Genomic DNA, 22814 nt, shown 5'->3' on the forward strand with positions numbered 1-22814 from the left:
CGCGGTTTTCCTTTAGCCATGCCCCTCCAACCTGACTCCAAACCTGTCCGCATTGATGCGTGGGTGTGGTCTGTCCGCATGGCCAAAACTCGTTCGGAGGCCGCAGACGCAGTCAAGGCCGGGCACGTCAAACTCAACGGGAACGCCACCAAGCCCTCGCAGCAGGTGGTTCCGGGGGATCGCGTGCGAATCTGGCGCAACCACCACGAGCACGACCTCGAGGTTCTTGCAACCGTGTCGAAGCGCGTGGGTGCTCCCATCGCGCGCACCTGCTACGTCGATCACGCGCCGCCGCCACCGCCTAAAGAGTTCATGCCTTCGGTTCCGGTGCGCGAGCGCGGCTCCGGACGACCCACCAAGAAGGAACGCCGCGAGATGGATAAGTTCCGCGGCGGCTTCCGCTAGTCCTGCTTTGCCGTATGCGCGCGGTAGTTTTGTAGCGCCTTGAAGCGGCCAGCTAGGCGGCGCTTGCGATCGTTGCGGTCGCCGACGTCGGCAGTGGCGTCGATGTGTTGCCTGCCGAACTTGTTGAGCAGTAGATCGTCGATAAGGCGCACTTGGCCCGGGCGGAACCTGTAGCGAATGGCGTCGTGGACGAACGCAATGTCGCCTGCGTTGAGCAGCGCCTTGAGCTGGCTCATCGTGGTAATGCCGTTGAGCTCGAGAATCTCCAACAGGAAGCGGTAATGCTCGGAGCGTGAACGCGGAAAGCGGCCGCCTACCAACACTGCCAGAACGCCGGGGAGGGTCTCGGGGCTAAGCTCCACGTCCTCACTGGTATCCGTGGAAGGATCCTTGAGAGCAGCGATCTCGTCGAACTGCTGGTCTGCGAGCTCGATGAGACCCGCCGCCAGAGTAAACAAACGGTCCACCTGCGCTGAAGGCACGGACGTGCCCTGCTTGTAACGGATATCGTGCTCAAACTCAGCCCATGCGTGCTGCAGTACGGTGCGGATCTGGACTTCGAAAGTCCAGCCCTCGTAGGCCACGAGCTCCTCGATAGCGTTAGTCACGCGCAGCACCAAGTGGTGGGAACCGTAGCCAAAGCCGCCGGAGATACGGGTCTCTGCCGCTTTGTCCACTGAGCGGACCACGGTGAAAGAATCACCGAGCACCTCCAGCGCCTGCGGAATCGCGGTGGAGTGAAAGACCGTCACACGCACGCCGAGGATATCGTGAATATCGTCCCAGGGATTGGGATAGTAGGCCTCGCCGTTGGCGTGGCGCTTCTTGGCTTTGGCTTTCAGCGAAGGCCAGCGCTTCACGCGGGTAGAGACGCGGTCGAAGATGACGCCGGCGTCGTTAAGCAGGTCCTCGATGGCGTCGTTGAACTCATCCGCGGCCTGGGGATGCTGCCGGACCCAATCGTGGTACTGGTTGCTCAACTTAGAGATGGTGGATTCGCTCACCCTCGCTGGCCTCCTGACGCCTCTTGATACGGGCCCGCGGCCAGACGGTGGCGCGGGCATAATGTTCCTCTACACTTCGAGAGGAAATCCGTTAGCCCATACTAGTGGCTGCGGCGACAATACCGCGCCGCGCAACCGCCTTTGCTCAGACAGCTTCTGAGACCAGTAACGTGCTCGCTCGATTGGTGCATCCTTGAGCGCGATGACGGTGCGGCGATCCGGGATGAGGTAGGTTATCTTCTGCGCGCGGATGAGACGCCGCAGATGCTGGTCCAGGATGGCGAAGGTCTGTGGGTGCGCCAACCACGAGCTCGTTGGTGCGCCCAGGGCCTCGACCTGGACTCCTCCGGTGCAACCAGGCAGCAGCTCGGTGGCGCGGCGGGTGCGAAACTCGAGGCCTTGGTCCGTTAGCGCCCGGCGTTGTAGGTTCGCCGCTGCAAGGTCCCATGCCTGCCGTGTGGACAGACTGAGCTCACCAAGGGTGCGATGCGATACCCAGGCCAATGGGCCGCTTGACGACGCCGCGCCCGTAGGGTCCGTCGAATACTCATCGCAGTGCAGGAATAACATCGATAGCTCCCGCGAAAGCTGCACCCCTGCGGGCGTATCGCCGAAACCTTGGTCCGTGAGAGTAACGCCGTTGAAGTCCCTGCGCCGTGCAAGAGCAGGCAACAGTCCGGCAAGAGTGATCGCCTCAAAATCGGGACCAGAATCCAAGTTCGGGAACTTGGGATGAAAGTGGCGGTGTTGGTGGGAGAGTGGTGCGGTGATTGTAGTGGTCATGGCGAGAACATTCCTTGAGAGCAAATCTTGGTGAGAGTCTGCCTTTGTTGGACTGTGCTCGCCCGCAAATGGTTCCCTAAACCGGCGGAATTATTTAAATCCCCGCGCAAGAAGGCCTAGAAGGGCGGCTGGGCGTCGAGCTGCAGCTCTTCAAGAAGCTTGGAAGCAGGCCACAGCTGGATTTCCTGGCCTTTCTCGATGAGCTCCTCCGCACGCTTTTCTTTGGAGGTCTTCGTGGCCCATTCGCCCAACACCAAGATGGTGGTCTTCTTCGTGACGTTCTTGCCCACCTGACCGCCACGTTCGGCGATGCCGCGCCACAGCAAGCCCTTGTCGAAGGGCTCAAACTCACCAGTCAAGGTAACGTTCTGGCCAAACAGCGCGCCTTCGGGATCGGCATCAAGATTCGGATCTGGGATGGTATCCGGAGTAGCCACGGACTGCCACGGGGCGGGACCGCGGTTGGTCTTCTTTGCAGACGAGCTCTTTTTGCTGGACGTGCCTGCGCGCCGGGTGTTGTCGCGGAAGTCTGTTCCGGCTCCGAGGTCAGCCGCAGAAGTTGGCGCAGTGTGTGCACGCAGCACCGGGATGATCGCCGTGGAATCTAGCTTGCCCAGCGTGAATTCGCGGCCACGGAACAGCTCGTGGATGGAGCCGGTGTGCCCGAAACGGCGAGCCAAGTCCACGACGATGACGCCAGCAGCGCGCGCATCCGCGGTGGCCTCGTGGTGCTGGAAATCCTCCGCGCCGCAGAATGATGCCACCGTGGGCAGCTTGTGGTTAGCCACGTCGATCACGCCGGCCTTCGAGGCGTCACGAGCCAAAGCCAACGAACAAGCCAGAGTGATTTCCGGAATGGAGGCGCTGGCCTTGCGCAGGCCGCTGCGCAGTGCAGTCGAATCAAACTGCGCGTTGTGGGCCACGAGAACATCCTCGCCCAGGAACTCAAAAAGCTCCGCCGCGGCCGCAGCAAAAGGTTGGGCATCCGCGACATCTTCTGGCTTGATGCCATGGATGGAGATATTGATGTCGGCGAATTCTTCAAGCCCCGGCGGGGGAGTGCACAGCCAGGTGCGTGACTCCACTTCTTGGCCATCGCGGAAACGCACCGCACCGATCTGGCACACCGAGCCCCAGTCGTCGTTGGCCGTTTCCACGTCAACTGCCGTGAAGTTCAGCCCGGTGACCCCAGCACTGCCCGCGGGCGCCTCGCCCTTGAGCGCCGCCTCCACCGCTCGTGCAAAAGCAGCGGCATCCTGATTCGGTGCGAAGAGCACGCGCTTGTCGACGCCGTCTAACTCCACGTACCCAAAGCTCGTCGCCGATGGCTCGGCGACGGTCACACCGGTGACTTGGGCAAGCTCGATGCGCTCTTGCTTGGCATGCCCCAAGGAAGCCGCGAGCAATGAAGCAGAAAACACGAGCTCCTTAGTGGTGACATCGACATGGGTGCCGTGGGCGTGAAAAGACACGAACTACCTTTCCGAGGAAGCGGACAAATTCTTAAGCGTCGAAGACTGGTGGCTCTTCTTGGCGAAGGATCAGCGTCGAGCGCGGTTGAACTGTGATCGTACCCTCCGCATCAATGTAGGTTTCCTCCGCGGGGTATCCGCCGGAATCGGCAGTATCGACGATGAGACGCCAGCGTGCACCCAAGTCTTTGGTGGGCAGGGTGAACTCAATGTCACCGTGGTGGGCATTGAAGATCATGATGAAGGAATCATCGGTGATGCGCTCGCCGCGGGCAGTGGTCTCAGTAATCGCGTTGCCATTGAGGTAAACCATCAGCGCGCGGCCAAAATCATGATCCCAGTCATTCTGCGTCATGAGCTTGCCGGAAGGAACGAGCCAGGCGATGTCGCGATCCTGTACGTCCGAGCCCAGCGGGCCACCGGCCAAGAAGCGCTCACGGCGGAACACCGGGTGATTGCGGCGAATGTTGAGTACACGCTTGGTAAACCCAAGCATTGTGGCACTCTTTTCCTCATCCAACAAGGACCAGTCCATCCAGGAGGTTTCATTGTCCTGGCAGTAGACGTTGTTGTTCCCGCCCTGGGTGCGGCCAAATTCGTCACCATGGCACAGCATCGGTGTGCCCTGGGACAGGAGCAACGTGGTTAGGAAGTTGCGTACTTGGCGCCGACGCAGTGCCTTGACTTCTTGGTCATCCGTGGGACCTTCAACGCCGTGGTTCCACGAACGGTTGTGGGACTCGCCGTCGCGGTTGTCCTCACCGTTAGCGGAGTTGTGCTTGTCGTTGTACGAGACTAAGTCACGCAGCGTAAAGCCATCGTGTGCGGTGATGAAGTTGATCGACGCGGTTGGGCGACGGCCGTTGTTGGCGTACAGGTCGGAAGAGCCGGTGATGCGGGACGCAAACTCACCCAGCGTGGCGGGCTCGCCACGCCAGAAGTCGCGGACCGTGTCGCGGTACTTGCCGTTCCATTCGCTCCAGATCGGTGGGAAGTTGCCCACTTGGTAGCCATTATGGCCCACATCCCACGGCTCAGCGATGAGTTTGACCTGGCTGACCACGGGATCTTGCTGTACCAAGTCGAAGAAGGTGGCGAGCTTGTCGACGTCGTCAAGCTCACGCGCCAGCGTCGACGCCAAGTCGAAGCGGAAACCGTCGACGTGCATCTCCGTGACCCAGTAGCGCAGGGAGTCCATGATGAGCTGCAGGGAGTGAGGGTGGCGCACGTTCAAGGAGTTACCCGTGCCGGTGTAGTCCATGTAGTGGCGCTTGTTGTCATCCACCAAGCGGTAATAAGCGTGGTTATCGATGCCGCGGAAAGCAATTGTTGGGCCCAAGTGGTTTCCTTCGGCGGTGTGGTTATACACCACGTCGAGGATGACCTCGATGCCTTCCTCGTGGAATGCGCGGACCATGGCCTTGAACTCGGCGACCGCCTCGCCTGGCTTCTTGGCATGGGCGTAGTCCAGGTGCGGTGCGAAGAAACCGAAGGTGTTGTAGCCCCAGTAGTTGCGCAGGCCGAGATTGCGCAGGCGGTCATCCTGCAGGAACTGGTGCACCGGCATCAACTCCACTGCGGTAACGCCGAGTTCTTTGAAGTAGTTGATGATGGCTGGGTGCGCCATACCTGCGTAGGTACCGCGGAGATCTTCTGGTACGTCCGGGTGGGTCATCGTCATGCCCTTGACATGGGTTTCGTAGATGACCGTTTCATTGTCTGGAGTGCGCGGACGACGGTCACCCGCCCAATCGAAGAATGGATTGATGACTACGGAAAGCATGGTGTGGCCGAGGGAGTCTTCCTCGTTGCGGCCAGTGCCTGGTTCTTCGGCATGGATGTCGTAGGAGTAGAGGGAAGCATCACCGTCGAAGTCGCCATCGAAAGCGCGCGCATAAGGATCCACAAGGAGTTTGTTGGGGTCGCACCGCAGGCCATTGTCTGGATCATATGGACCGTAGACGCGGTAGCCATAACGCTGGCCGGGTCCGACGTTTGGCAAATATGCGTGCCAGACGTGAGCATTGACTTCGGTTAGCTCAACGCGTTCTTCGGAGCCATCGCGATCAATGAGGCACAATTCAATCCGCTCTGCGATTTCAGAGAAGATAGCGAAGTTGGTGCCAGAGCCGTCAAAGGTTGAACCCAGTGGGGCAGCTTTACCGGGCCATGCTTGAGTCGGGGAAATTGCATCAGCCGTGGTGTCAGCGTTGGACGAGGCTTCAACCGGGGAAACAGAGGTTTCAGTCATGCATTAGAGCTTAATGAATCAAGCGGACACGGTCGTGGCGTGAACGGATGTAGCGGCAAACCCGCAGGAAAAGCGGGCAAGGGGAGCAAAGTAGAGGCTTAAATTGGGGCGCGGAGGCCTTTGACGATGATTTCCACGCCCCGCCGAATGTCTGGGACATGGTCGATTGTTTGACCTTCGCCTGCGGTGGCCAACAACTGTTGTTGGGATTGCTCCATCTGCGTAGCTCCTAGCACCAAATGCGCGATTGCTAAGGCTGCGGCATGAATGCTGTCATCTGAAACCGTTTGGTCGCTGATCGAATCAAACGATGCCGACAGCTTGTTGATGAGGGCGTCCCACGCGTGAGAATCGGGGAAAGCCAAACCCGCACTTGCTACTTCCGCACCGTCCCTCCAGCTAATCAGGGTGGCATGCAGGTTCATGGCAAAATCAACTGGGTTGGAACCCTCGACTGGGGAGAGGATCTCCTCTGCCATTCCAGCGATGAGGGCTTGTTTGTTGGCAACGTGCCAATACAGCGCACCGGGGGCAACGCCCAACGTGGTGGAAACTCGGCGCATCGTTACGTCTGCAAGCCCATAAGAATTGAGGAGCTCAAGGGCTGTGGACAAAATGCGGTCTCGGTGTAGTTGCACGGCATCATCTTACCTACTTGAAACTTGGGTTTTGGTTATTCCAGATAGATAGCGCTTGTGCCGACGTCGAATCTAGGGTTGGCCCGCAAGGTTGATAGGGCGTGAAATGCGGGGTGATTATTGGAGGTAACTCGACGAACTGGGTGATGGGGCTAACATTTGACAGTGAATCTCCAAGAAGCGGCAAAGTTTCACAGACTTCTTTAAGGTTGCCGCCATGTAATATTCACCGTCGGCTTGTTAGTATTGGCCAGAACAGAAACTTGCTTGGACACTTGAACACAAGGTCTATCATCACGTCGTGTTGAGGTACGTTGTGATGAATCGAGCAAAGCCGTATATCTCAGGAGCCCAACCCTTGTCTTTTCTAACCCCTGCGAAGAAGTCCCTCGTTGCCGTAGCAATGGTGCTGCCTATGGCACTGGTAGCGTGTGGAAGCGACGATGAATCGAACAACGCTCAGTCTGGCGATAAGAAAACATCCGCAGCCCCATCCGCAAAATCCAAATCTTCCGAGAGTGCAGACAAGTCGGCTGCGTCAAGCAAGGACGCTAAGGCTAGCGATGAGAAGGATGCAAACAAGGAAAAGAAAGGCGCGGACGCCGCTGCTGCTCCAGAGACTTTGGTGAACCCTTTTGAAGGCGGCGCTAACCCGCTCGAGAACGCTGCTCCGGTACCACCGGTTCAGGGCGAGCCAGCAAGCCAGGCTGATGTCGATGGCATTAACCGGCTGGTCCGTGGTTTGTACGAAACCACTACGATGCGTCAGTTCTTTAAGTACATGCCGGATCACACCTGCTCTGCAGTGCTGAATGCTCAGGGAGCTGAGATGGCCAACATGGACTACAACCAGATTCCGGACGTTCCAATGAACGACTTGAAGAACATGCTCGCTGCTTCTGGCCAGGATACAAGCCAGCTCAATGGCTTCGACTGGAATGCTGTTGGTGTGGAATCCATTAACGATGTTGTGGTCAATGGCGATGACGCCTCTGCAACGGTGAACGTCAAGACTAACCAGGGTGTGGACAGCTCTACCATGCGCTTCCGTCGCGAGGGTGGTAACTGGACTTTCTGCGGCGAGGTTTAAGTTTTAAAGCTAAGTATCGAAGTCCTTTAGAAAAAGGGGGAGTGCTCCGGCACTTCCTCTTTTGGTTTTCATGTCTCGCGTCTACAGTCAGGCCTCGTCACGTATGGTGTCCCATCCTCAGATTTCAATCCCGCGCCCTTTCGGCTTTGGTGCGGGGCTGCTAGCTCTAATTCTCGTCGTCTACTCCGCGGTTGGGGCTCTGTGGGGTCTGTGGCGCCCCACATTGTCTGGGCGTCGAGTTGAAGGCGGCGGTTATGCAATCGAGAACGTCGCGGATGTGCAGTTCTCATCATTTATCGTATACGTGCTGCTCGTAGGGTTTCTGGGGCTTGTCTTTGGCATGATTTCTTATATGCGGGGCGAAGCATACCGTGGGGTTGGGCAGCTACTATGGGTGGGCATCTCCTGTTTGGCGGGTGCCGCTGCACTCTATGTGGTGGGTGGTGTCACGGCACAGGCTGCGCCGGAAAATCCTGGGGAGTTAGTCGAGTTTGTTCCCAAGTTCACGCCGGGGGTGGCCTGGATAGTTTCGCCGTTTATGGCTGTCTTTGCCTATTGGTCGGCGGTGTTCGTGGACGTTCCAACGTCAGCCGGGTCCGGGAAGGCCGCTTCGGTGGAAAGCTGATTTCGGGGTCAATTATTTAAGAGCGTAGGGTCGGAAGTTCCTGCTGCTATCCTGCGCTTTTGGGTTTTGACAGCCTTTTGCAGAATGAGACACTTGCCAAGACAGGTAAGTACGCAAGCGTGGAATAAAACCTAGTTCGAATCCCCGTATTCGTGCATGCCGGGGCCCTCGTGGGGCCCTAGCTTACGTTTTAAGGCCATTCGACAGGAGAATTGCCCACCGACTCCCGCGAAATGTCATCGATTCCGTGCAAGATGTGCTTGATGCCTCGTCCCAAGGTGGTGAGCATCTGCGCGTCGCTCATTCCGCCACCGGTCATGACCGCGTAGTCCAAGCGGACCTGCAAGCCATCGGAGTTTGAGTGGCAAAATGCCGCCGCCGAGTGGTTGGCGCGATTCCAATCATTGCAGGTCAGGAATATGCGGGTGAAGTCTTCCCCGCGGAAATTCGGATCCCAGTGGCCTTTGATAATGAAACTCGGCCCCACGTCGACTACGAATGCGAACAAAACGTCGTTAATCCACGCGTAGATGGACTGCGAAGAATCGGTTTGGAAGCGGTTTATCCCGAGCTTGCGCAGAATCTCCTCAATTCGTTCCACGTCGACCGGACGAACCGTATCTGATTCCTCGTCCGTATGGTCCATCTCTAACGTCGTAATGAACAGTGAGGGTGGTGCCTGCCGGAGGGAAGGGAAGGCGTCGCCAAGCGCTTCTAAAAACAGCTCCGAATTACGCAACGCCGGGGTCAAGGTAGCCTCTAGCTGTTCGGTGGTGGGGGAGTCTTGGACCACCAAGAACGTGTGGCCCCACACTGTCACTGCGCTGGGGTCGTCGTAGTCGAGCATTATGCGTGGGGAAATGCAGTCATGGTTCCAGTCGTTGGCGAATTCGCCTGCTGCGGAGACCTCCGCGAAGCCCAGGTGGCCGCTCGGCGTCGTATAAAAGCGCAACACCGGTTCGCCTTCCGGATCCATGCATACACGGGTCTCTCCCAGCGTGGAATGGGGGAAAATGAGTAACTCATCGCTGACGTGAATGCAGTGGATGCCGTTTGTTGCCGCAATGCGTGCAACGCTCATGAGCAACAGCTCGCCCGGAGAAGGGCTCAGTTCGGCTTCCGGATCGAATTCGTCCATGCGCGAGCCCTGCCTTCCTTAATCTACGTACCGATGATGCGTGGATATGGTGCTGCTTAATTCTATTACCTAAACATGGCCCCGCGCTGCGAATTTGGCGTTAGTATATTGGTTTGGCTATAGAAAAAGTCCAAGAAGTTGTGGCCTACAATGAGGCCACAGTGGTCCCCTAATTGGCCAGCGGAATCTAGAAAACCAACCGAAAAGGAAGATTCAAGCATGTTGCACACCATCGACCTCCGCGGAAAGCAGCTCACGGCATCCCAGTTGCGTCGTGTCCTTCCGCGCGGAGGTGCAGACGTTGCCGCCTATGTGGATAAGGTTGCTCCGATGGTCCATGCGGTCCGTGACGGTGGCGCTGGTGCCGCACTTGGCTTCGGCGAGCAATTCGACGGCGTGCGCCCCGCAACGGTGCGTGTGCCTGCTGAGGAATTGGCCAAGGCAGCAACGGAACTCGACGACAAGGTACGCGCAGCAATCGAAGAATCCATCAAGCGCGTTCGTAAGGTGCACGCCGAACAAAAGCCTAGCTCGCACACCACGACGCTTGCCCCAGGCGCCACGGTCACCGAGGTGTTCCAGCCCATCGAACGCGTGGGTCTATACGTGCCGGGCGGCAAGGCGGTGTACCCATCCTCTGTCATCATGAACACGGTTCCAGCCCAGGAGGCCGGTGCTTCCGCGCTGGTAGTGGCGTCGCCGCCGCAAAAGGAGTTCGGCGGTCTGCCGCACCCCACCGTTCTTGCAACCTGCCACATGCTCGGCGTTGACGAGGTGTGGGCCGTCGGGGGTGGCCAGGCTGTGGCACTTTTGGCCTACGGCGACGACGAACCCGAAACGGGCGAGGCTGTGTTGGAGCCGGTGGACATCATCACTGGTCCGGGCAACATCTTCGTCACGGCCGCCAAGCGCCTAGTGCGCGGCGTGGTGGGAACGGACGCCGAGGCAGGCCCCACGGAGATTGCCATCTTGGCGGATTCCACGGCGAACCCTATCTACGTGGCCTATGACCTTATTTCCCAGGCAGAACACGATCCGCTGGCGGCGAGCGTGCTCATTACGGATGACGCGGATTTCGCCGCGCTTGTCGACGCCGAGGTTGCCGCACGTTTCGAGGTCACTCGCAACGCCGATCGTGTGCGGGAGGCTCTCGAAGGTGAGCAGTCCGGAATTATCTTGGTAGATGACCTCGAGGCCGGCATCGCCGTAGCGGATGCCTACGCCGCAGAGCACCTAGAAATCCACACCGCGAATGCCCGTGAGGTAGCCGAGCGCATCAAACACGCCGGCGCCATCTTTGTGGGTGATTACTCGCCGGTGCCGCTGGGCGACTACTCGGCGGGCTCTAACCACGTGTTGCCGACTTCCGGCACCGCGCGCTTTAGCGCGGGCCTGTCCACCCACACTTTCCTGCGCCCGGTCAACCTCATTGAGTATGACCGCGCTGCGCTGGAAGACATTTCCGCTAACGTCATTGCTTTTGCTGACGCCGAGGCGCTTCCCGCTCACGGCGAATCCATCGCAGCCCGTTTTAAGGAGAACTAGAACCATGGCTGAACTCAACGATCTTCCGCTGCGCGAAGAACTGCGCGGAAAGTCCGCCTACGGTGCTCCGCAGCTGCGGGTGGACAACCAGCTCAATACCAACGAGAACCCTTATCCACCGAGCGAGGCGCTGGTCAACGACTTGGTGCGCACCATTGAGAAGCAGGCGACGAGCCTCAACCGCTACCCAGAGCGTGACGCGGTAGAGCTGCGCACGGCGCTTGCTGAATACATCACCAAGCAGACCGGCGTGCGCGTGGGCGTGGAAAACCTGTGGGCCGCCAATGGCTCCAACGAGGTTTTGCAGCAACTGCTGCAGGCATTCGGCGGCCCAGGCCGCAAGGCATTGGGCTTTACCCCGAGCTACTCCATGCACCCCATTCTGTGTGCGGGCACCCAGACGGAGTTCATCGCGTGCCCCCGCGGTGAGGACTTCCGCATCGATAAGTCCGCTGCGCTCGCAGCCATCGCGGAGCACCAGCCTGATGTTGTCTTCGTGACCACGCCCAACAATCCCACCGGCGACGTCACCCCGATCGAGCTCGTGGAGAAGATCATCCAGGCCGCTCCCGGAATCGTGATCCTGGACGAGGCTTACATGGAATTCTCCGACTCGCCCTCGGCCACCACACTGCTGCAGAAGTACCCCACCAAGCTCGTGGTCTCCCGCACCATGTCCAAGGCCTTCGACTTCGCAGGTGGCCGCTTGGGCTATTTCGTGGCTGACCCAGCCTTCGTCGAGGCAGTCATGCTCGTGCGTCTTCCGTACCACCTGTCGGTTCTGTCGCAGGCGGCCGCCACCGTCGCTCTGCGCTATAGCGAGGACACGCTTGCCACAGTGGCCAAGCTGGCGGCTGAGCGTGACAGGGTCGTCGCCAAGCTGCAGGAGCTCGGTTACTTCGTCGTGCCCAGCGAGTCCAACTTCGTATTCTTCGGACACTTTGCAGACCAGCACACGGTGTGGGAGCAATTCTTGGAGCGTCAGGTGCTCATTCGCGACGTCGGCCAAACGGGCTTTCTGCGCACCACCATCGGCCTGCCGGAGGAAAACGATGCCTTCCTTGCCGCCGCAGAAGAGCTTGCCGGTAAAGTCTTAGGCGCTTCTACACCGGCTGAAAGCGAAGGAGACAGGTAATGGCAGATCGCATCGGTACCGCCGAACGCGTGACCTCAGAGTCCCGGATCCGAATCGAGATCAATCTCGATGGCTCCGGCAAATCAGACATCAGCACTGGGCTGCCGTTCTTTGACCACATGCTGGGTGCGTTTTGCACGCACGGCAGCTTCGACCTGAAAATTCACGCCCAAGGCGATATCGAGATCGACGCTCACCACACGGTCGAGGACACCGCGATTGTGCTGGGACGCGCTATTGCCGACGCCCTCGGTGACAAGGCCGGCATCCGCCGTTTCGGTTCCCAGTTGCTGCCGATGGACGAGACCCTCGTCGAGGCTGTCATCGACATCTCTGGCCGCCCATATTTTGTCATGAACGGCGAGCCGGAGAGCATGCAGTGGCAGGTCATCGGTGGCCACTACGCCACCGTGATTAACCGCCACTTCTTCGAGACCTTGGCTACCCATTCCGCGACCACGCTGCACCTCAACGTGCGCTACGGACGCGACCCCCACCACATCACCGAAGCGGAGTACAAGGCCGTGGCCCGCGCGCTGCGCCAGGCCGTGGAGTCTGACCCGCGCGTGAAGGGAATTCCTTCCACGAAGGGAGCGCTCTGATTTCTGGCAACATCATGATCCTGATCCTGTTCCTCGTGGCGGGCCTGCTCTTTGGCGGCGCGTGGTCGGCGTACCAGCAGGGTTCTAAGTTCTTTACGCTTGTCGCAGCTGTTCTCGGGGCGGTCTCCGCAGCGGCGGCTTTAGCGTGGATGTTTGGGGTGATGGGGCAGTGAGCCGCAAGACACAGGCGTCTGTGTGGTCGGTGCCTGGATACGCAGCAACGATGGTGGCTGTGGCGGCGGCCTTTAGCGCGTGGTCGATCCTCTTGCCGGTAGTTCCGCTCGCGGTTCTTGAATCCGGCGGCTCGGCCACCCTCGCCGGCGCGTCCACGGGTGCCTTCATGGCTACGACGGTCATGACCCAGATCGCGACCCCGCGAATGCTGCGCAGCTTTGGTTATCGTCCGGTGATGGCTGCGTCCGCACTCCTGCTTGGCGTGCCCGCCTTCGGCCACCTCCTCGGTAACGAGGCCTGGGTGGTGCTGCTTTTCTCCGCGCTGCGCGGAATTGGCTTCGGCGCGCTGACTGTGGCCGAAAACGCGCTCATTGCGGAGATCACCCCGCCCCGCCTGCTCGGCAAGGCCACCGGCATGATCGGCGTATTCATCGGCTTCTCGCAGATGCTGTTCCTGCCCGCTGGTATCGCCATGGGGCAGGCGTGGGGATTCGGTACCGTCTACATCACTGCTGGAATCATCGGCATCGTGGGCTTTCTCATGTGCTTGCGGGTGCCGCGGCTGAAGGCGGCGCGGCCAAGCGCGGCGCCGCAGCAATACGCGGTGGCGCCGATGTGGAAACTCGTCGCCGTGCCGGCGCTCGCGTTGACCACCTTCTCCATGAGCTACGGCGTGGTGTCCACGTTCATCGCTCCTGCCGCCCGTGAACTGGACCCGGTAAAGGGCGCGGCCGTCGGCGGACTCCTGCTGTCCGTCGTGGGTGCTGCGGCGATGGTGCTGCGCTACCTGGCGGGCGTGGTCGCTGATCGACTCGGCAGGCCCGGAACCCTCTATATTCCGGCGCAGGTCGCTGCGGCGCTGGGCGTGGGGCTTATCGCGCTGACGCTGGGACAGGGCTGGTCCCTGTGGCTGCTTGTGCTTGGCGCGGTGATTTATGGTGGTTCCTTCGGCATCGCGCAAAACGAGGCACTGCTGTCCATGTTTAACCGCGTGCCGCGCGAAAAGATTTCCGAGGCCTCCGCCGTGTGGAACATCTTCTACGACGCCGGCACCGGCCTAGGTTCCACCGTCTTGGGCGCCATCGTCGCAGGCTCCGGCTATAGCGGCGCCTTCGGGGTGGGCGCGGCGATTATCGCGGGCGGACTGCTGCTCACTGTCACAGATATGGTGCTGGGCAAGACCCGCGTGAGCGAAACTCACGATATCCAAACACGGTTGAGAAGGTTGCGTAAGGTATAGCCCATGACACGGAAGAATGTTGTTCTGCTGGACTACGGTGCAGGTAACCTGCGTTCCGCGCAGCGCGCGCTGGAGCACGCGGAGGCCGAGGTCACCGTGACTGCAGACCCAAAAGTTGCCGTGGAGGCAGACGGCCTCGTGATGCCCGGAGTCGGCGCTTTCGCCGCCTGCATGGAAGGGCTGAAGAAGGCACAGGGTCCGCGCATCATCGGCCAGCGCCTGGCGGGCGGCCGGCCGGTACTAGGTATCTGCGTGGGAATGCAGGTGCTTTTCGACGCCGGTAACGAGCATGGTATTGAAACCGCCGGCTGTGGCGAGTGGCCAGGCCGAATCGAGAAGCTGCAGGCAGACGTGCTGCCGCACATGGGCTGGAACGTCGTGGAGATTCCGGAGGGCTCCCAGATGTTCGCCGGTATTGACCCGCACGAACGCTTCTACTTCGTGCATTCTTATGGCGCGCGTTCGTGGGAGCTGAGCACCGAAATTACCGAGCCGCCCAAGGTTGCCTGGGCCGAGCACGGGGGCGACCGCTTCGTGGCCGCAGCAGAAAACGGCGCGTTGTGGGCTACCCAGTTTCATCCGGAGAAGTCCGGGGAAGTAGGGGCCCGTTTGTTACGCAACTGGATGAACACGCTTTAAATAGGATTTGAAACTATGAGCTTTACTTTGTTGCCCGCTGTCGACGTCGTCGATGGCCAAGCCGTCCGCCTAGATAAGGGCGAAGCCGGAACCGAAAAGTCCTATGGCGCACCCCGCGAAGCTGCGGAGAAGTGGCAGGCGCAGGGCGCGGAGTGGCTGCACTTCGTGGACCTGGACGCAGCGTTTAACCGCGGCTCTAACTACGAGCTGATGGCCGAGATTACCTCCTCGCTCGATATTCAGGTCGAGCTCACCGGCGGCATTCGTGACGACGAGTCGCTGGCCCGCGCGCTGGCTACCGGCGCACGCCGCGTCAACATCGGTACTGCGGCGCTGGAGAATCCGGAGTGGATCGAAAAGGTGTTGGCAGAGCACGGCGACAAGATAGCCGTTGACCTCGCCGTGCGTTTGGAGGATGGCGAATGGCGTACCCGCGGCAACGGCTGGGTGTCCGACGGTGGCGACCTCTGGGAGGTGCTCGAGCGCCTCGACGCTGCGGGCTGCACGCGCTTTGTGGTCACTGACGTGTCCAAGGACGGCACACTGGAAGGCCCTAACGTTCAGCTGCTGCGCGAGGTCGCCGCGGCTACCGACGCCAAGGTAACGGCGTCGGGCGGCATTTCTACCCTCGATGACCTTCGCGAGCTCGCACTTTATGAGAACCAGGGCATCGACTCCGCGATTATCGGCAAGGCGCTCTACGAGGGTCGGTTTAGCCTCGAGGAAGCCTTGGCCGCCGTGGCCGAGGTGGAACCGCTGCCGGAAGAGGACTACATTGACCCCATCGAGGAGCGCTAAACCATGACCCAACCCCGTGAGCTGGTGGCCTTTGCCGAGGCGGCCGTTGACCAAGTAGAGGAGCTTTTCCGCTCCGGCTTAGGTGCGCCGCCTGCCCATTTTAAGGGCGAAGGCGACTTTGCCACCGAGGTAGACCTGCAGATTGAGCAACAACTGCGCTTGCACCTCACGCAGCTCACGGGCATTGAGGTCTATGGCGAGGAATCCACGAGCTTCGGCGGTGATGATGCGGCAGAGTTTGGTTCCACCATGTGGGTCGTCGACCCCATCGACGGTACGGCCAACTACTCCGCGGGCAATCCGCTGTGCGGCATCTTGGTCAGCCTCATCCACGAGGGCGCGCCCGTCGTGGCGGTCGCGGACTTCCCGCTGCTGGGGCGCCGACTCGTGGCGGCCGACGGCATGCAGCTGCGCTCCATCGGTGGCCCCGCTACCGGCTTCGACGAGGCCCGCGGCCACGTCGGCTGCTCCTCGCACTTGCCCACGGACATCTTCCACGAGATCCGCGAGACCGGCCTGCGCCCGCGCATGACCGGATCTGTGGGCGTGGACTCCGCGTTTGTGGCCCAAGGAGTGTTTGACGGCGTGGTCAACTTCTCGCCGCACCCGTGGGACAACGCTGCGGGTGCCCTGCTCATCAAGGCAGCTGGTGGTATCGCCACCGATCCCGAAGGCAACGAGTGGACTCCGTCCTCCCGCGGCCTTGTGGCTGGCACCCCGCAGGTGCATGCCGCGCTCCTCGACATCGTGGCTCGCCACCGCTAGCTTAACTTTCCAACCTTTATCTTTTAGGAGGACGCAATGGCGCTGGCCGTGCGTGTTATTCCTTGTCTTGACGTAGACAATGGCCGCGTCGTCAAAGGCGTGAACTTCGAGAACCTGCGTGATGCAGGCGACCCAGTCGAGCTTGCGGCTCGCTACGACGAGCTCGGAGCAGACGAGCTGACCTTCCTCGATGTCTCCGCGTCGAAAGATGGGCGCGGAACGATGATCGACGTCGTCAAGCGCACTGCGGATCAGGTCTTCATCCCGCTGACCGTGGGCGGCGGCGTGCGCTCCGTGAGCGACGTACGCGAGCTCCTGCGCGCCGGGGCGGATAAGGTTTCCGTGAATTCTTCCGCGATTGCGCGCCCGGAGTTGCTCCGCGAGCTTGCCGACGTCTTCGGTTCCCAATGCATCGTCCTTTCCGTCGACGCCCGCCGGTGTGCTGAGCAGCCTTCCGGCTTCGAGGTCACTACGCACGGCGGCACGAAGTCGGCGGGCATCGACGCCATCGAATGGGCTGTGCGCGGTGCGGAGCTGGGCGTGGGGGAGATCCTCCTCAACTCCATGGACGGCGACGGCACCAAAGCCGGCTTCGATATCGAGCTCATTGAAAAGGTGCGCGCGGCGGTGAACATCCCTGTGATTGCCTCCGGCGGGGCGGGCAAGGCGGAGCACTTCCCGCCGGCCGTAGCCGCGGGTGCCGACGCAGTACTGGCTGCCTCCATCTTCCACTTCGGTGAGGGCTCGATCGCGGAGGTCAAGGACGCGCTTGCCGAGGCCTCTTACGAGGTGCGCCAGTGAGCAACCCCGCAGACTACGAACTCGCCCCTTCCATCGCGGCGCTCCTTAAGCGCAACGAGGCCGGTCTGGTGCCCGCCATCGCGCAATCCGAGCAGGGCGAGGTCCTCATGATGGCGTGGATGGATGACCACGCGCTGGCCCACACCCTGGCCACGCGCAAGGGCACGTATTATTCGCGCTCGCGCCGGTCCTACTGGATTAAGGGCGAGACTTCGGGGCATACCCAAGAGGTCCTCGGCGCCCGTCTGGATTGCGATGGCGACACCATCCTGATTACAGTTCGCCAAGAAGGCGCGGCCTGCCACACGGGGGACCGCACCTGCTTTGATTCTCGTGACCTTTTGGGAGGCGCTTTTTAGATGGCACGCCGTATCGGCCCGCTCCTTATCGCAGTTGGAGCAATCCTGTTGTGGCTTTCATCTCGCATGACCTGGGCCATCGCGTCAGTGGAGGACGATAAATCCGGCTTCAGCATCGTGGACATGATCGGCTCCTTCTGGTCGCTGGAGCTTATCGCCTTGACCTTGGTGCTCCTCGTGGGCGCTGTCGCGGGTGCTGCGCTGCGTCGTACAGCCCGCCGCGTGGTGGCTGCCGTATGCGCCGTCGCGGCCGCCGCCGTGGCATGGAACCCAGTGTCGTTGCTGACCTACGGCGCGGACGCCGCCCGCGCCCAGGAACTCCTGCGCGCCGGCTCCTCCGACGAAAATGCCGTCAACGGCGCACACATCTCGGACTGGGCTATCGTGATTGGCACCGAGGTCTCCAAGGTCGGGCCGGTCATCGCGATTATCGGCGCGGCAGTGGCCCTGTTTGGAGCGGTCCTCCTGGTGCGTAAGCCGGGCGTCGATAAGCCGCGCTCCACCAAGTACGAAACCCCCGCCGCCCGCCAGGAGATGATCGCCGAGGAACTGGAAACCACCACCGACTCCGGCCGCGTGATGTGGGACGCCCTCGACAATGACATTGATCCCACGGATGTAAAACGGGACTAGATTTTAGATTCGAGGTGTTGACGCGATAGCCTAAGTGTGATCTAAAACGCCCTTATGGAGGGAGGTGCTGATGTCCACACCTATCGCGGTAGACCACCTGATAGCAGGTGTGCTTGACGACGTCGCCGTGCGCGAGGCCCGTGTCTCCTTTCAGGACATCAAGGCTCGCTCCCGCTCCATGGAAGAGCCCCGTGACGTACGCGCTGCGCTGTTGCGTAACGGCTGCTCGATCATCACTGAAATCAAACGCGCCATTCCCTATGCGGGCGAAATCGCTCACTTGGACTCGCCGGAATCGGTGGCGGCGATGGCGCGCCAGCTGGCGGATACCGGCGTGCATTTGATGGCGTGCCAGACGGATAGGCGCCGTTTCCACGGTTCTTTGGAAGACATGCGCGCGGCGCGCTCAGCCATTGATATCCCGATGATTTGCCGTGACATCGTGGTGGACCCATATCAGATTCACGAGGCGCGCTGTTACGGCGCCGACGCCGTGCCGCTGCAGGTGGAGCTTTTGGAACAGGCACGTTTGGAGGCTCTGCTCGACCGCATCGAGTCCTTAGGGATGACGGCCATCTTGGAGGTCCGGTCCTGCGACGAGGTCGACCGCGCTATCAAAGCCGGCGGCAGCGTGGTGGCCATTAATGCGTGGTCGGTGGTCTCGGATGCGATTAACCGCGAGGCCTTTTCGGAGATTGTGCCGGGCCTGCCGGAATCGATTGTCCGCATCGCGATTGGTGGCGTGAATTCGCCGCGCAACGTGCTCTCCTATGCTTCGCAGGGGGCGGATGCGGTGTTGGTTGGCGAGGCGATCATGGCCGCCCAAGACCCAGCGGCTGCGGCGCGTTCCTTGGTGGCGGCGGGCCAACACCCGGCGTGTCCCTCGCGCAAGATGGACTAGGCGGCGTCACATAGGGCAAACTGTTTAGCGTGCAAATCCTCGCGAATATCCCCTCCCCGCCGCAAGGCGTGTGGCATCTTGGTCCAATTCCGCTGCGTGCGTACGCATTCTGCATCATTGCAGGCATTCTGGTGGCGATGTGGATGACTCACCGGCGCTACGTAGCGCGCGGCGGCAACCCAGATGTGGTGTGGGATGCCGCGATTGTCATCATCCCGGCCGGAATCATTGGTGGGCGTTTGTACCACGTCATCACTGACCACGAGAAGTACTTCTGCGCGGACTGCAACCCGGTCGATGCGCTGAAAGTCACCAACGGTGGACTCGGCATCTGGGGCGCGGTGGCGCTTGGCGTGTTTGCTATCTGGGTCATGTTCAAGGTCAAAAAGGTGCCCATGGCGCCGTTTGCCGACGCCGTCGCCCCCGGCCTCATCCTGGCCCAAGCCATCGGACGCTTGGGTAATTGGTTCAACCAGGAACTCTACGGGCGCCCTACCGACGTTCCGTGGGCACTTGATATCTTCTACCGCGTTAACGAGGCGGGGGAGTACGCACCAGTCTCCGGGCACTCCACGGGCGAGGTTATGACCTCCGTGCATCCGACCTTCCTCTACGAACTGGTGTGGAACGTGCTCGTGTGCCTGTTCCTGTTGTGGGCGCAAAAAGCTTGGAAACTGGGCCATGGTCGTCTCTTTGCCCTCTACGTGGCGGGCTATACGTTGGGCCGCTTCTTCGTGGAGAACATGCGAGCCGACGAGGCCACGTTGGTATTCGGGTTGCGCATCAACGTCATTGTTTCGGTGGTTCTGTTTGTGGTGGCGCTCATTGTGTTCTTCCGTCTGCCGCGCGGGCAGGAAAGCCCGGAGGAAGTCAATCCACGCGGGGATGAGGGGGCGTCGTCAAGAGCGTCGGCTGAATCACACTAGGAATTTGGCAGCGTTTATGCTTCTTTGACGCGTGGCCATTCTGCCCGCTCACGCCCGTTTGTGACCGTTTTAAGGTCCTTTTTACCCGGTTTCCCAAAGATTTTTCTGTGGGCGTGAGGTTTTGTGTTGGCTTTTGCAGTGGCCGTTGAGCGCGAACGCGGGTACGTTGGGTGGCGTTAGCATTTCCGACGTGAATAGGGCTTTCAATGCTGGATAGAAGAACCAAAATCGTTTGTACTCTGGGACCGGCCGTGGCAAGCAAGGACGGAATCCTTGGCCTCGTGCGCGAGGGTATGGACGTAGCACGCCTCAATATGTCCCACGGTGATCACACCGATCACGAAGCCAACTACCGTTGGGTTCGTGAAGCAACGGACGAGACTGGCCGGGCAGTCGGCATCCTCGCCGACCTGCAGGGGCCAAAGATCCGTCTCGGTCGCTTCGTCAATGGCGAAGAGATGTGGGCAGACGGCGAAATCGTCCGCATCACCGTGGATGACGTCGAGGGCACTCACGACCGAGTTTCCACCACTTACAAGAACCTGGCCAACGACGCGAAGCCAGGCGACCGCCTGCTTATCGACGACGGCAAGGTCGCCGTTGTCTGCAAGGAAGTGGACGGCAACGACGTCGTCTGCGAGGTCACCGAGGGTGGCCCAGTGTCTAACAACAAGGGTGTTTCCCTGCCAGGCATGGACATTTCCGTGCCTGCCCTGTCCGAGAAGGACATCGCCGACCTGCGCTTCGCCCTGAAGCTGGGCGTCGACATGATTGCGCTTTCCTTCGTGCGCTCGCCAGCTGACGTGGACTTGGTTCACGCCATCATGGATGAGGAAGGCCGTCGCATTCCTGTCATCGCGAAGCTGGAGAAGCCAGAGGCAGTCGATGCTCTGGAGTCCATCGTTCTGGCTTTCGACGCCATCATGATTGCTCGCGGCGACCTCGGCGTTGAGGTTCCGCTCGAGCAGGTTCCGCTCTTCCAAAAGCGCGCTATCCAGATTGCACGCGAGAACGCAAAACCAGTCATCGTGGCTACCCAGATGCTGGATTCCATGATCAGCAACTTGCGCCCGACCCGTGCCGAGGCTTCCGACGTCGCCAACGCCGTCCTTGATGGCGCCGATGCCGTGATGCTCTCCGGTGAGACTTCCGTTGGTATCGACCCGCAGAACGTCGTCCGCACTATGAGTCGCATTGTCCAGAACGCTGAGTCTGGCGGACAGGTTCCGCCGCTGTCGCACGTTCCACGCACCAAGCGCGGCGTTGTGTCCTACTCGGCTCGCGATATCGCAGAGCGCCTCAACGCGAAGGCAATCGTTGCGTTCACCACCTCCGGTGACACCGCAAAGCGCGTGGCTCGTCTGCACTCCAAGCTGCCGCTGTTGGCCTTTACACCGGACCCAGCTGTCCGTTCGCAGCTTGCCCTGACCTGGGGCGCTCAGACCTTCTTGAGCGACGCTGTCGACTCCACTGACGACATGATGGCCACCATCGATCGTTCTTTGCTTGCTATGGAAAACTACAAGGAAGGCGACCTCATCGTGGTTATCGCCGGTACTCCTCCGGGAATCGCAGGCAACACCAACATGATTCAGTGCCACATGCTTGGTGAGAGCAACTAATTCTCACTCGTTGACTCCCTGCCTCGCGCAGGGGGTTTCGTGGTTTTGGGGATAACTTTGTTGTCGGGTCATCTGAGGCTGTCAAAAAAGCAGGTTTTTGCGGGAGTTATCCACAGGCTCAGAAATCGCTCTTGTAGGGGTCTGGGAGATGCTTCTAGCGTGTGAGGTATGAACCTTCAGACGTATTTTCAGGCGCGTGCCCTCGGCGTGGAACTCCTCGCCGAGGCAGCTGCGCTGAGTAAGTCTGACATGGTTTCCATGGGAGCCGCGCCTGACGACGCCGACTTCCTGCTCACCCTTACAGCGGTTTACTATGGCAAGACACCTTTTAGCCGCAAACAAGCGCGGGCGGTCGCCGGTGCGCGGCGCCAGCGCCATGGTCTCAGCACGCTGGGGCAGATTGAGAAGTATGTCTCGCGGGTGCGCGGCCAGCGACAAGCGTGGGACCTGCGCGTCGAGCTGTGCCAGACTCCGGGCAACCGCATCGACTTTGTCGCCCGCAAGCGACTGCGCGAAATCCTCACCCCACCGCAACCGGCTCCGAAGGTTACACACTCCCGTCACGCCAACGGACTCGGGTCCATCCGCATCACCGACACTGCGCTAACCATTGCCGACTTCCGCGCCCTGCTCCGTCATGCAGAAGGAGAGCTGGAAGGATTCCGGGCTTTGGTCGCAGGAGGAAGCGATAGCGGGGTAGTAAAAGTTCGTACCTCGGCGATTGTGTATCTGGACCAGCTCGACCGCATCGTTGACGGCGACGGTGAGGAAGTCACCATCGAGCTCAGCAATGGTGCGGTCATGTCTGGGGCGCAGTATATTCAACGAGCGCTTTCCCACCATGGCGAGGCCGTGCTGGTGCATCCGCTGGAAGGGCCCATAGACGCTTTCCGGACTCAGCGCGTGGCCAACGATAAACAGCGTGCAATCCTCAAAGCACGCTTCCGCCATTGCGTATGGCCAGGCTGTAAGGTGCCTTTCGACGAATGTCAGATCCACCATATCGAGTCGTGGCGAGGTGGTGGGATGACTAACCTCGACAACCTGGTTCCGTTGTGCGCTTATCACAATGGCCTCAACCAAGACGACCCTGCCGGGCCAGCCCACCGCGGACGTATCGGCCGGGTGGGCGGCCGGCTGGCCTGGATATCGCCCAAGTCAGGCAAGCCGGTGTTTATCAAACAAGACCTGCGGCCGCCGCCTTAAGATTCGACCACCACGCGCGCAAAAGGCGCTAGGGAAGATCCCTAGCGCCTACTAGTCGTGCC

The 22814-nt window shown here is 60.4% G+C and carries 24 protein-coding genes; 18 read left to right on the forward strand and 6 right to left on the reverse strand.

What is annotated here, in order from left to right:
* The first annotated feature begins 18 nt into the window (after positions 1-18).
* Positions 19-405, forward strand: a complete 387-nt coding sequence (locus I6I72_RS11815; RefSeq protein WP_005528770.1) for an RNA-binding S4 domain-containing protein — start codon at positions 19-21, stop codon at positions 403-405.
* Here I6I72_RS11815 and I6I72_RS11820 read toward each other — a convergent pair.
* From I6I72_RS11820 to I6I72_RS11840, 5 genes are all read right to left on the reverse strand, one after another.
* On the reverse strand, positions 402-1409 hold the full coding sequence (locus tag I6I72_RS11820; RefSeq protein ID WP_046645241.1) for a GTP pyrophosphokinase: 1008 nt from the start codon (positions 1407-1409) through the stop codon (positions 402-404). The two genes, I6I72_RS11815 and I6I72_RS11820, sit on opposite strands and share 4 nt — an antisense overlap.
* Before the next feature lie 69 nt (positions 1410-1478).
* A complete protein-coding gene (locus I6I72_RS11825) occupies positions 1479-2192 on the reverse strand; it encodes a hypothetical protein (RefSeq protein ID WP_049145613.1) in 714 nt (237 codons plus the stop codon).
* A 116-nt stretch (positions 2193-2308) separates the two neighbouring features.
* A complete protein-coding gene (locus tag I6I72_RS11830) occupies positions 2309-3664 on the reverse strand; it encodes an exonuclease domain-containing protein (RefSeq protein WP_049145615.1) in 1356 nt (451 codons plus the stop codon).
* Positions 3665-3695: 31 nt separating this feature from the next.
* Positions 3696-5915, reverse strand: a complete 2220-nt coding sequence (glgX, locus tag I6I72_RS11835) for a glycogen debranching protein GlgX (RefSeq protein WP_005528778.1) — start codon at positions 5913-5915, stop codon at positions 3696-3698.
* Between the two features lie 98 nt (positions 5916-6013).
* Positions 6014-6553: a TetR family transcriptional regulator gene (locus I6I72_RS11840; protein ID WP_005528780.1), complete on the reverse strand. Its 540-nt coding sequence runs from the start codon at positions 6551-6553 to the stop codon at positions 6014-6016.
* A gap of 358 nt (positions 6554-6911) precedes the next feature.
* Here I6I72_RS11840 and I6I72_RS11845 point away from each other — a divergent pair, with 358 nt between their 5' ends.
* Positions 6912-7643, forward strand: coding sequence for a hypothetical protein (locus I6I72_RS11845; RefSeq protein ID WP_100618712.1), 732 nt, complete (start codon positions 6912-6914; stop codon positions 7641-7643).
* 70 nt (positions 7644-7713) lie between these two features.
* On the forward strand, positions 7714-8268 hold the full coding sequence (locus I6I72_RS11850) for a hypothetical protein (protein ID WP_236251960.1): 555 nt from the start codon (positions 7714-7716) through the stop codon (positions 8266-8268).
* A 190-nt stretch (positions 8269-8458) separates the two neighbouring features.
* On the opposite strand, the gene I6I72_RS11855 is transcribed toward I6I72_RS11850, so the two are convergent.
* Entirely contained in the window at positions 8459-9406 is a 948-nt protein-coding gene (locus I6I72_RS11855; protein WP_049062412.1) for a YbjN domain-containing protein, read from the reverse strand.
* Between the two features lie 219 nt (positions 9407-9625).
* Between I6I72_RS11855 and hisD the strand changes: the two genes are divergently transcribed.
* The 15 genes from hisD to I6I72_RS11930 all read left to right on the forward strand — a co-directional run bounded on the left by hisD (position 9626) and on the right by I6I72_RS11930 (position 22752).
* Positions 9626-10951, forward strand: coding sequence for a histidinol dehydrogenase (hisD, locus tag I6I72_RS11860; RefSeq protein ID WP_005528789.1), 1326 nt, complete (start codon positions 9626-9628; stop codon positions 10949-10951).
* A gap of 4 nt (positions 10952-10955) precedes the next feature.
* Positions 10956-12086: a histidinol-phosphate transaminase gene (locus tag I6I72_RS11865; RefSeq protein WP_005528791.1), complete on the forward strand. Its 1131-nt coding sequence runs from the start codon at positions 10956-10958 to the stop codon at positions 12084-12086.
* Positions 12086-12688 carry an imidazoleglycerol-phosphate dehydratase HisB gene (hisB, locus tag I6I72_RS11870; RefSeq protein ID WP_049062411.1) on the forward strand — a complete coding sequence of 201 codons (603 nt, stop codon included), beginning with the start codon at positions 12086-12088 and terminating at the stop codon, positions 12686-12688. The genes I6I72_RS11865 and hisB overlap by 1 nt, the downstream gene beginning before the upstream one ends.
* A 14-nt stretch (positions 12689-12702) precedes the next feature.
* Positions 12703-12861 carry a hypothetical protein gene (locus I6I72_RS11875; RefSeq protein WP_046645250.1) on the forward strand — a complete coding sequence of 53 codons (159 nt, stop codon included), beginning with the start codon at positions 12703-12705 and terminating at the stop codon, positions 12859-12861.
* Complete coding sequence (locus tag I6I72_RS11880) at positions 12858-14102, forward strand: MFS transporter (protein WP_053085014.1); 1245 nt, start codon at positions 12858-12860, stop codon at positions 14100-14102. Before I6I72_RS11875 ends, I6I72_RS11880 begins: the two co-directional genes overlap by 4 nt.
* Before the next feature lie 3 nt (positions 14103-14105).
* On the forward strand, positions 14106-14741 hold the full coding sequence (gene hisH, locus I6I72_RS11885; RefSeq protein WP_201806929.1) for an imidazole glycerol phosphate synthase subunit HisH: 636 nt from the start codon (positions 14106-14108) through the stop codon (positions 14739-14741).
* Between the two features lie 15 nt (positions 14742-14756).
* Positions 14757-15539: a bifunctional 1-(5-phosphoribosyl)-5-((5-phosphoribosylamino)methylideneamino)imidazole-4-carboxamide isomerase/phosphoribosylanthranilate isomerase PriA gene (priA, locus tag I6I72_RS11890; RefSeq protein ID WP_201806937.1), complete on the forward strand. Its 783-nt coding sequence runs from the start codon at positions 14757-14759 to the stop codon at positions 15537-15539.
* A gap of 3 nt (positions 15540-15542) precedes the next feature.
* Positions 15543-16304, forward strand: coding sequence for an inositol monophosphatase family protein (locus I6I72_RS11895; RefSeq protein ID WP_005528804.1), 762 nt, complete (start codon positions 15543-15545; stop codon positions 16302-16304).
* 36 nt (positions 16305-16340) lie between these two features.
* The gene (gene hisF / locus I6I72_RS11900; RefSeq protein WP_201806939.1) at positions 16341-17105 is read left to right on the forward strand and encodes an imidazole glycerol phosphate synthase subunit HisF; all 765 of its coding nucleotides are present in this window, start codon (positions 16341-16343) and stop codon (positions 17103-17105) included.
* Entirely contained in the window at positions 17102-17464 is a 363-nt protein-coding gene (gene hisI, locus I6I72_RS11905; RefSeq protein WP_201806951.1) for a phosphoribosyl-AMP cyclohydrolase, read from the forward strand. Before hisF ends, hisI begins: the two co-directional genes overlap by 4 nt.
* Positions 17465-18097: a TIGR02234 family membrane protein gene (locus tag I6I72_RS11910; protein ID WP_005528810.1), complete on the forward strand. Its 633-nt coding sequence runs from the start codon at positions 17465-17467 to the stop codon at positions 18095-18097.
* A 70-nt stretch (positions 18098-18167) separates the two neighbouring features.
* Positions 18168-18998, forward strand: a complete 831-nt coding sequence (locus I6I72_RS11915) for an indole-3-glycerol phosphate synthase TrpC (RefSeq protein WP_005528811.1) — start codon at positions 18168-18170, stop codon at positions 18996-18998.
* Positions 18999-19027: 29 nt separating this feature from the next.
* A complete protein-coding gene (gene lgt / locus I6I72_RS11920; protein ID WP_005528812.1) occupies positions 19028-19924 on the forward strand; it encodes a prolipoprotein diacylglyceryl transferase in 897 nt (298 codons plus the stop codon).
* A gap of 209 nt (positions 19925-20133) precedes the next feature.
* Positions 20134-21546 carry a pyruvate kinase gene (gene pyk, locus I6I72_RS11925; RefSeq protein WP_034656957.1) on the forward strand — a complete coding sequence of 471 codons (1413 nt, stop codon included), beginning with the start codon at positions 20134-20136 and terminating at the stop codon, positions 21544-21546.
* Between the two features lie 168 nt (positions 21547-21714).
* Positions 21715-22752 (forward strand): HNH endonuclease signature motif containing protein, encoded by a 1038-nt coding sequence (locus I6I72_RS11930; RefSeq protein ID WP_201806953.1) that lies wholly within the window; start codon positions 21715-21717, stop codon positions 22750-22752.
* The last annotated feature ends 62 nt before the right edge of the window (positions 22753-22814 follow it).

It is taken from the genome of Corynebacterium striatum (assembly GCF_016728105.1).
In the GTDB taxonomy this organism is placed as follows: Bacteria; Actinomycetota; Actinomycetes; order Mycobacteriales; family Mycobacteriaceae; genus Corynebacterium; species Corynebacterium striatum.

Excerpts from the sequence above, each read along its gene's own strand:
- I6I72_RS11815 (WP_005528770.1), top strand. The coding sequence starts at position 19 with ATGCCCCTCCAACCTGACTCCAAACCTGTCCGCATTGATGCGTGGGTG.
- I6I72_RS11825 (WP_049145613.1), bottom strand. The coding sequence starts at position 2,192 with ATGACCACTACAATCACCGCACCACTCTCCCACCAACACCGCCACTTT.
- glgX (WP_005528778.1), bottom strand. The coding sequence starts at position 5,915 with ATGACTGAAACCTCTGTTTCCCCGGTTGAAGCCTCGTCCAACGCTGAC.
- I6I72_RS11850 (WP_236251960.1), top strand. The coding sequence starts at position 7,714 with ATGTCTCGCGTCTACAGTCAGGCCTCGTCACGTATGGTGTCCCATCCT.
- I6I72_RS11855 (WP_049062412.1), bottom strand. The coding sequence starts at position 9,406 with ATGGACGAATTCGATCCGGAAGCCGAACTGAGCCCTTCTCCGGGCGAG.
- hisD (WP_005528789.1), top strand. The coding sequence starts at position 9,626 with ATGTTGCACACCATCGACCTCCGCGGAAAGCAGCTCACGGCATCCCAG.
- I6I72_RS11865 (WP_005528791.1), top strand. The coding sequence starts at position 10,956 with ATGGCTGAACTCAACGATCTTCCGCTGCGCGAAGAACTGCGCGGAAAG.
- hisB (WP_049062411.1), top strand. The coding sequence starts at position 12,086 with ATGGCAGATCGCATCGGTACCGCCGAACGCGTGACCTCAGAGTCCCGG.
- I6I72_RS11875 (WP_046645250.1), top strand. The coding sequence starts at position 12,703 with ATGATCCTGATCCTGTTCCTCGTGGCGGGCCTGCTCTTTGGCGGCGCG.
- hisH (WP_201806929.1), top strand. The coding sequence starts at position 14,106 with ATGACACGGAAGAATGTTGTTCTGCTGGACTACGGTGCAGGTAACCTG.
- priA (WP_201806937.1), top strand. The coding sequence starts at position 14,757 with ATGAGCTTTACTTTGTTGCCCGCTGTCGACGTCGTCGATGGCCAAGCC.
- I6I72_RS11895 (WP_005528804.1), top strand. The coding sequence starts at position 15,543 with ATGACCCAACCCCGTGAGCTGGTGGCCTTTGCCGAGGCGGCCGTTGAC.
- hisF (WP_201806939.1), top strand. The coding sequence starts at position 16,341 with ATGGCGCTGGCCGTGCGTGTTATTCCTTGTCTTGACGTAGACAATGGC.
- I6I72_RS11910 (WP_005528810.1), top strand. The coding sequence starts at position 17,465 with ATGGCACGCCGTATCGGCCCGCTCCTTATCGCAGTTGGAGCAATCCTG.
- I6I72_RS11915 (WP_005528811.1), top strand. The coding sequence starts at position 18,168 with ATGTCCACACCTATCGCGGTAGACCACCTGATAGCAGGTGTGCTTGAC.
- I6I72_RS11930 (WP_201806953.1), top strand. The coding sequence starts at position 21,715 with ATGAACCTTCAGACGTATTTTCAGGCGCGTGCCCTCGGCGTGGAACTC.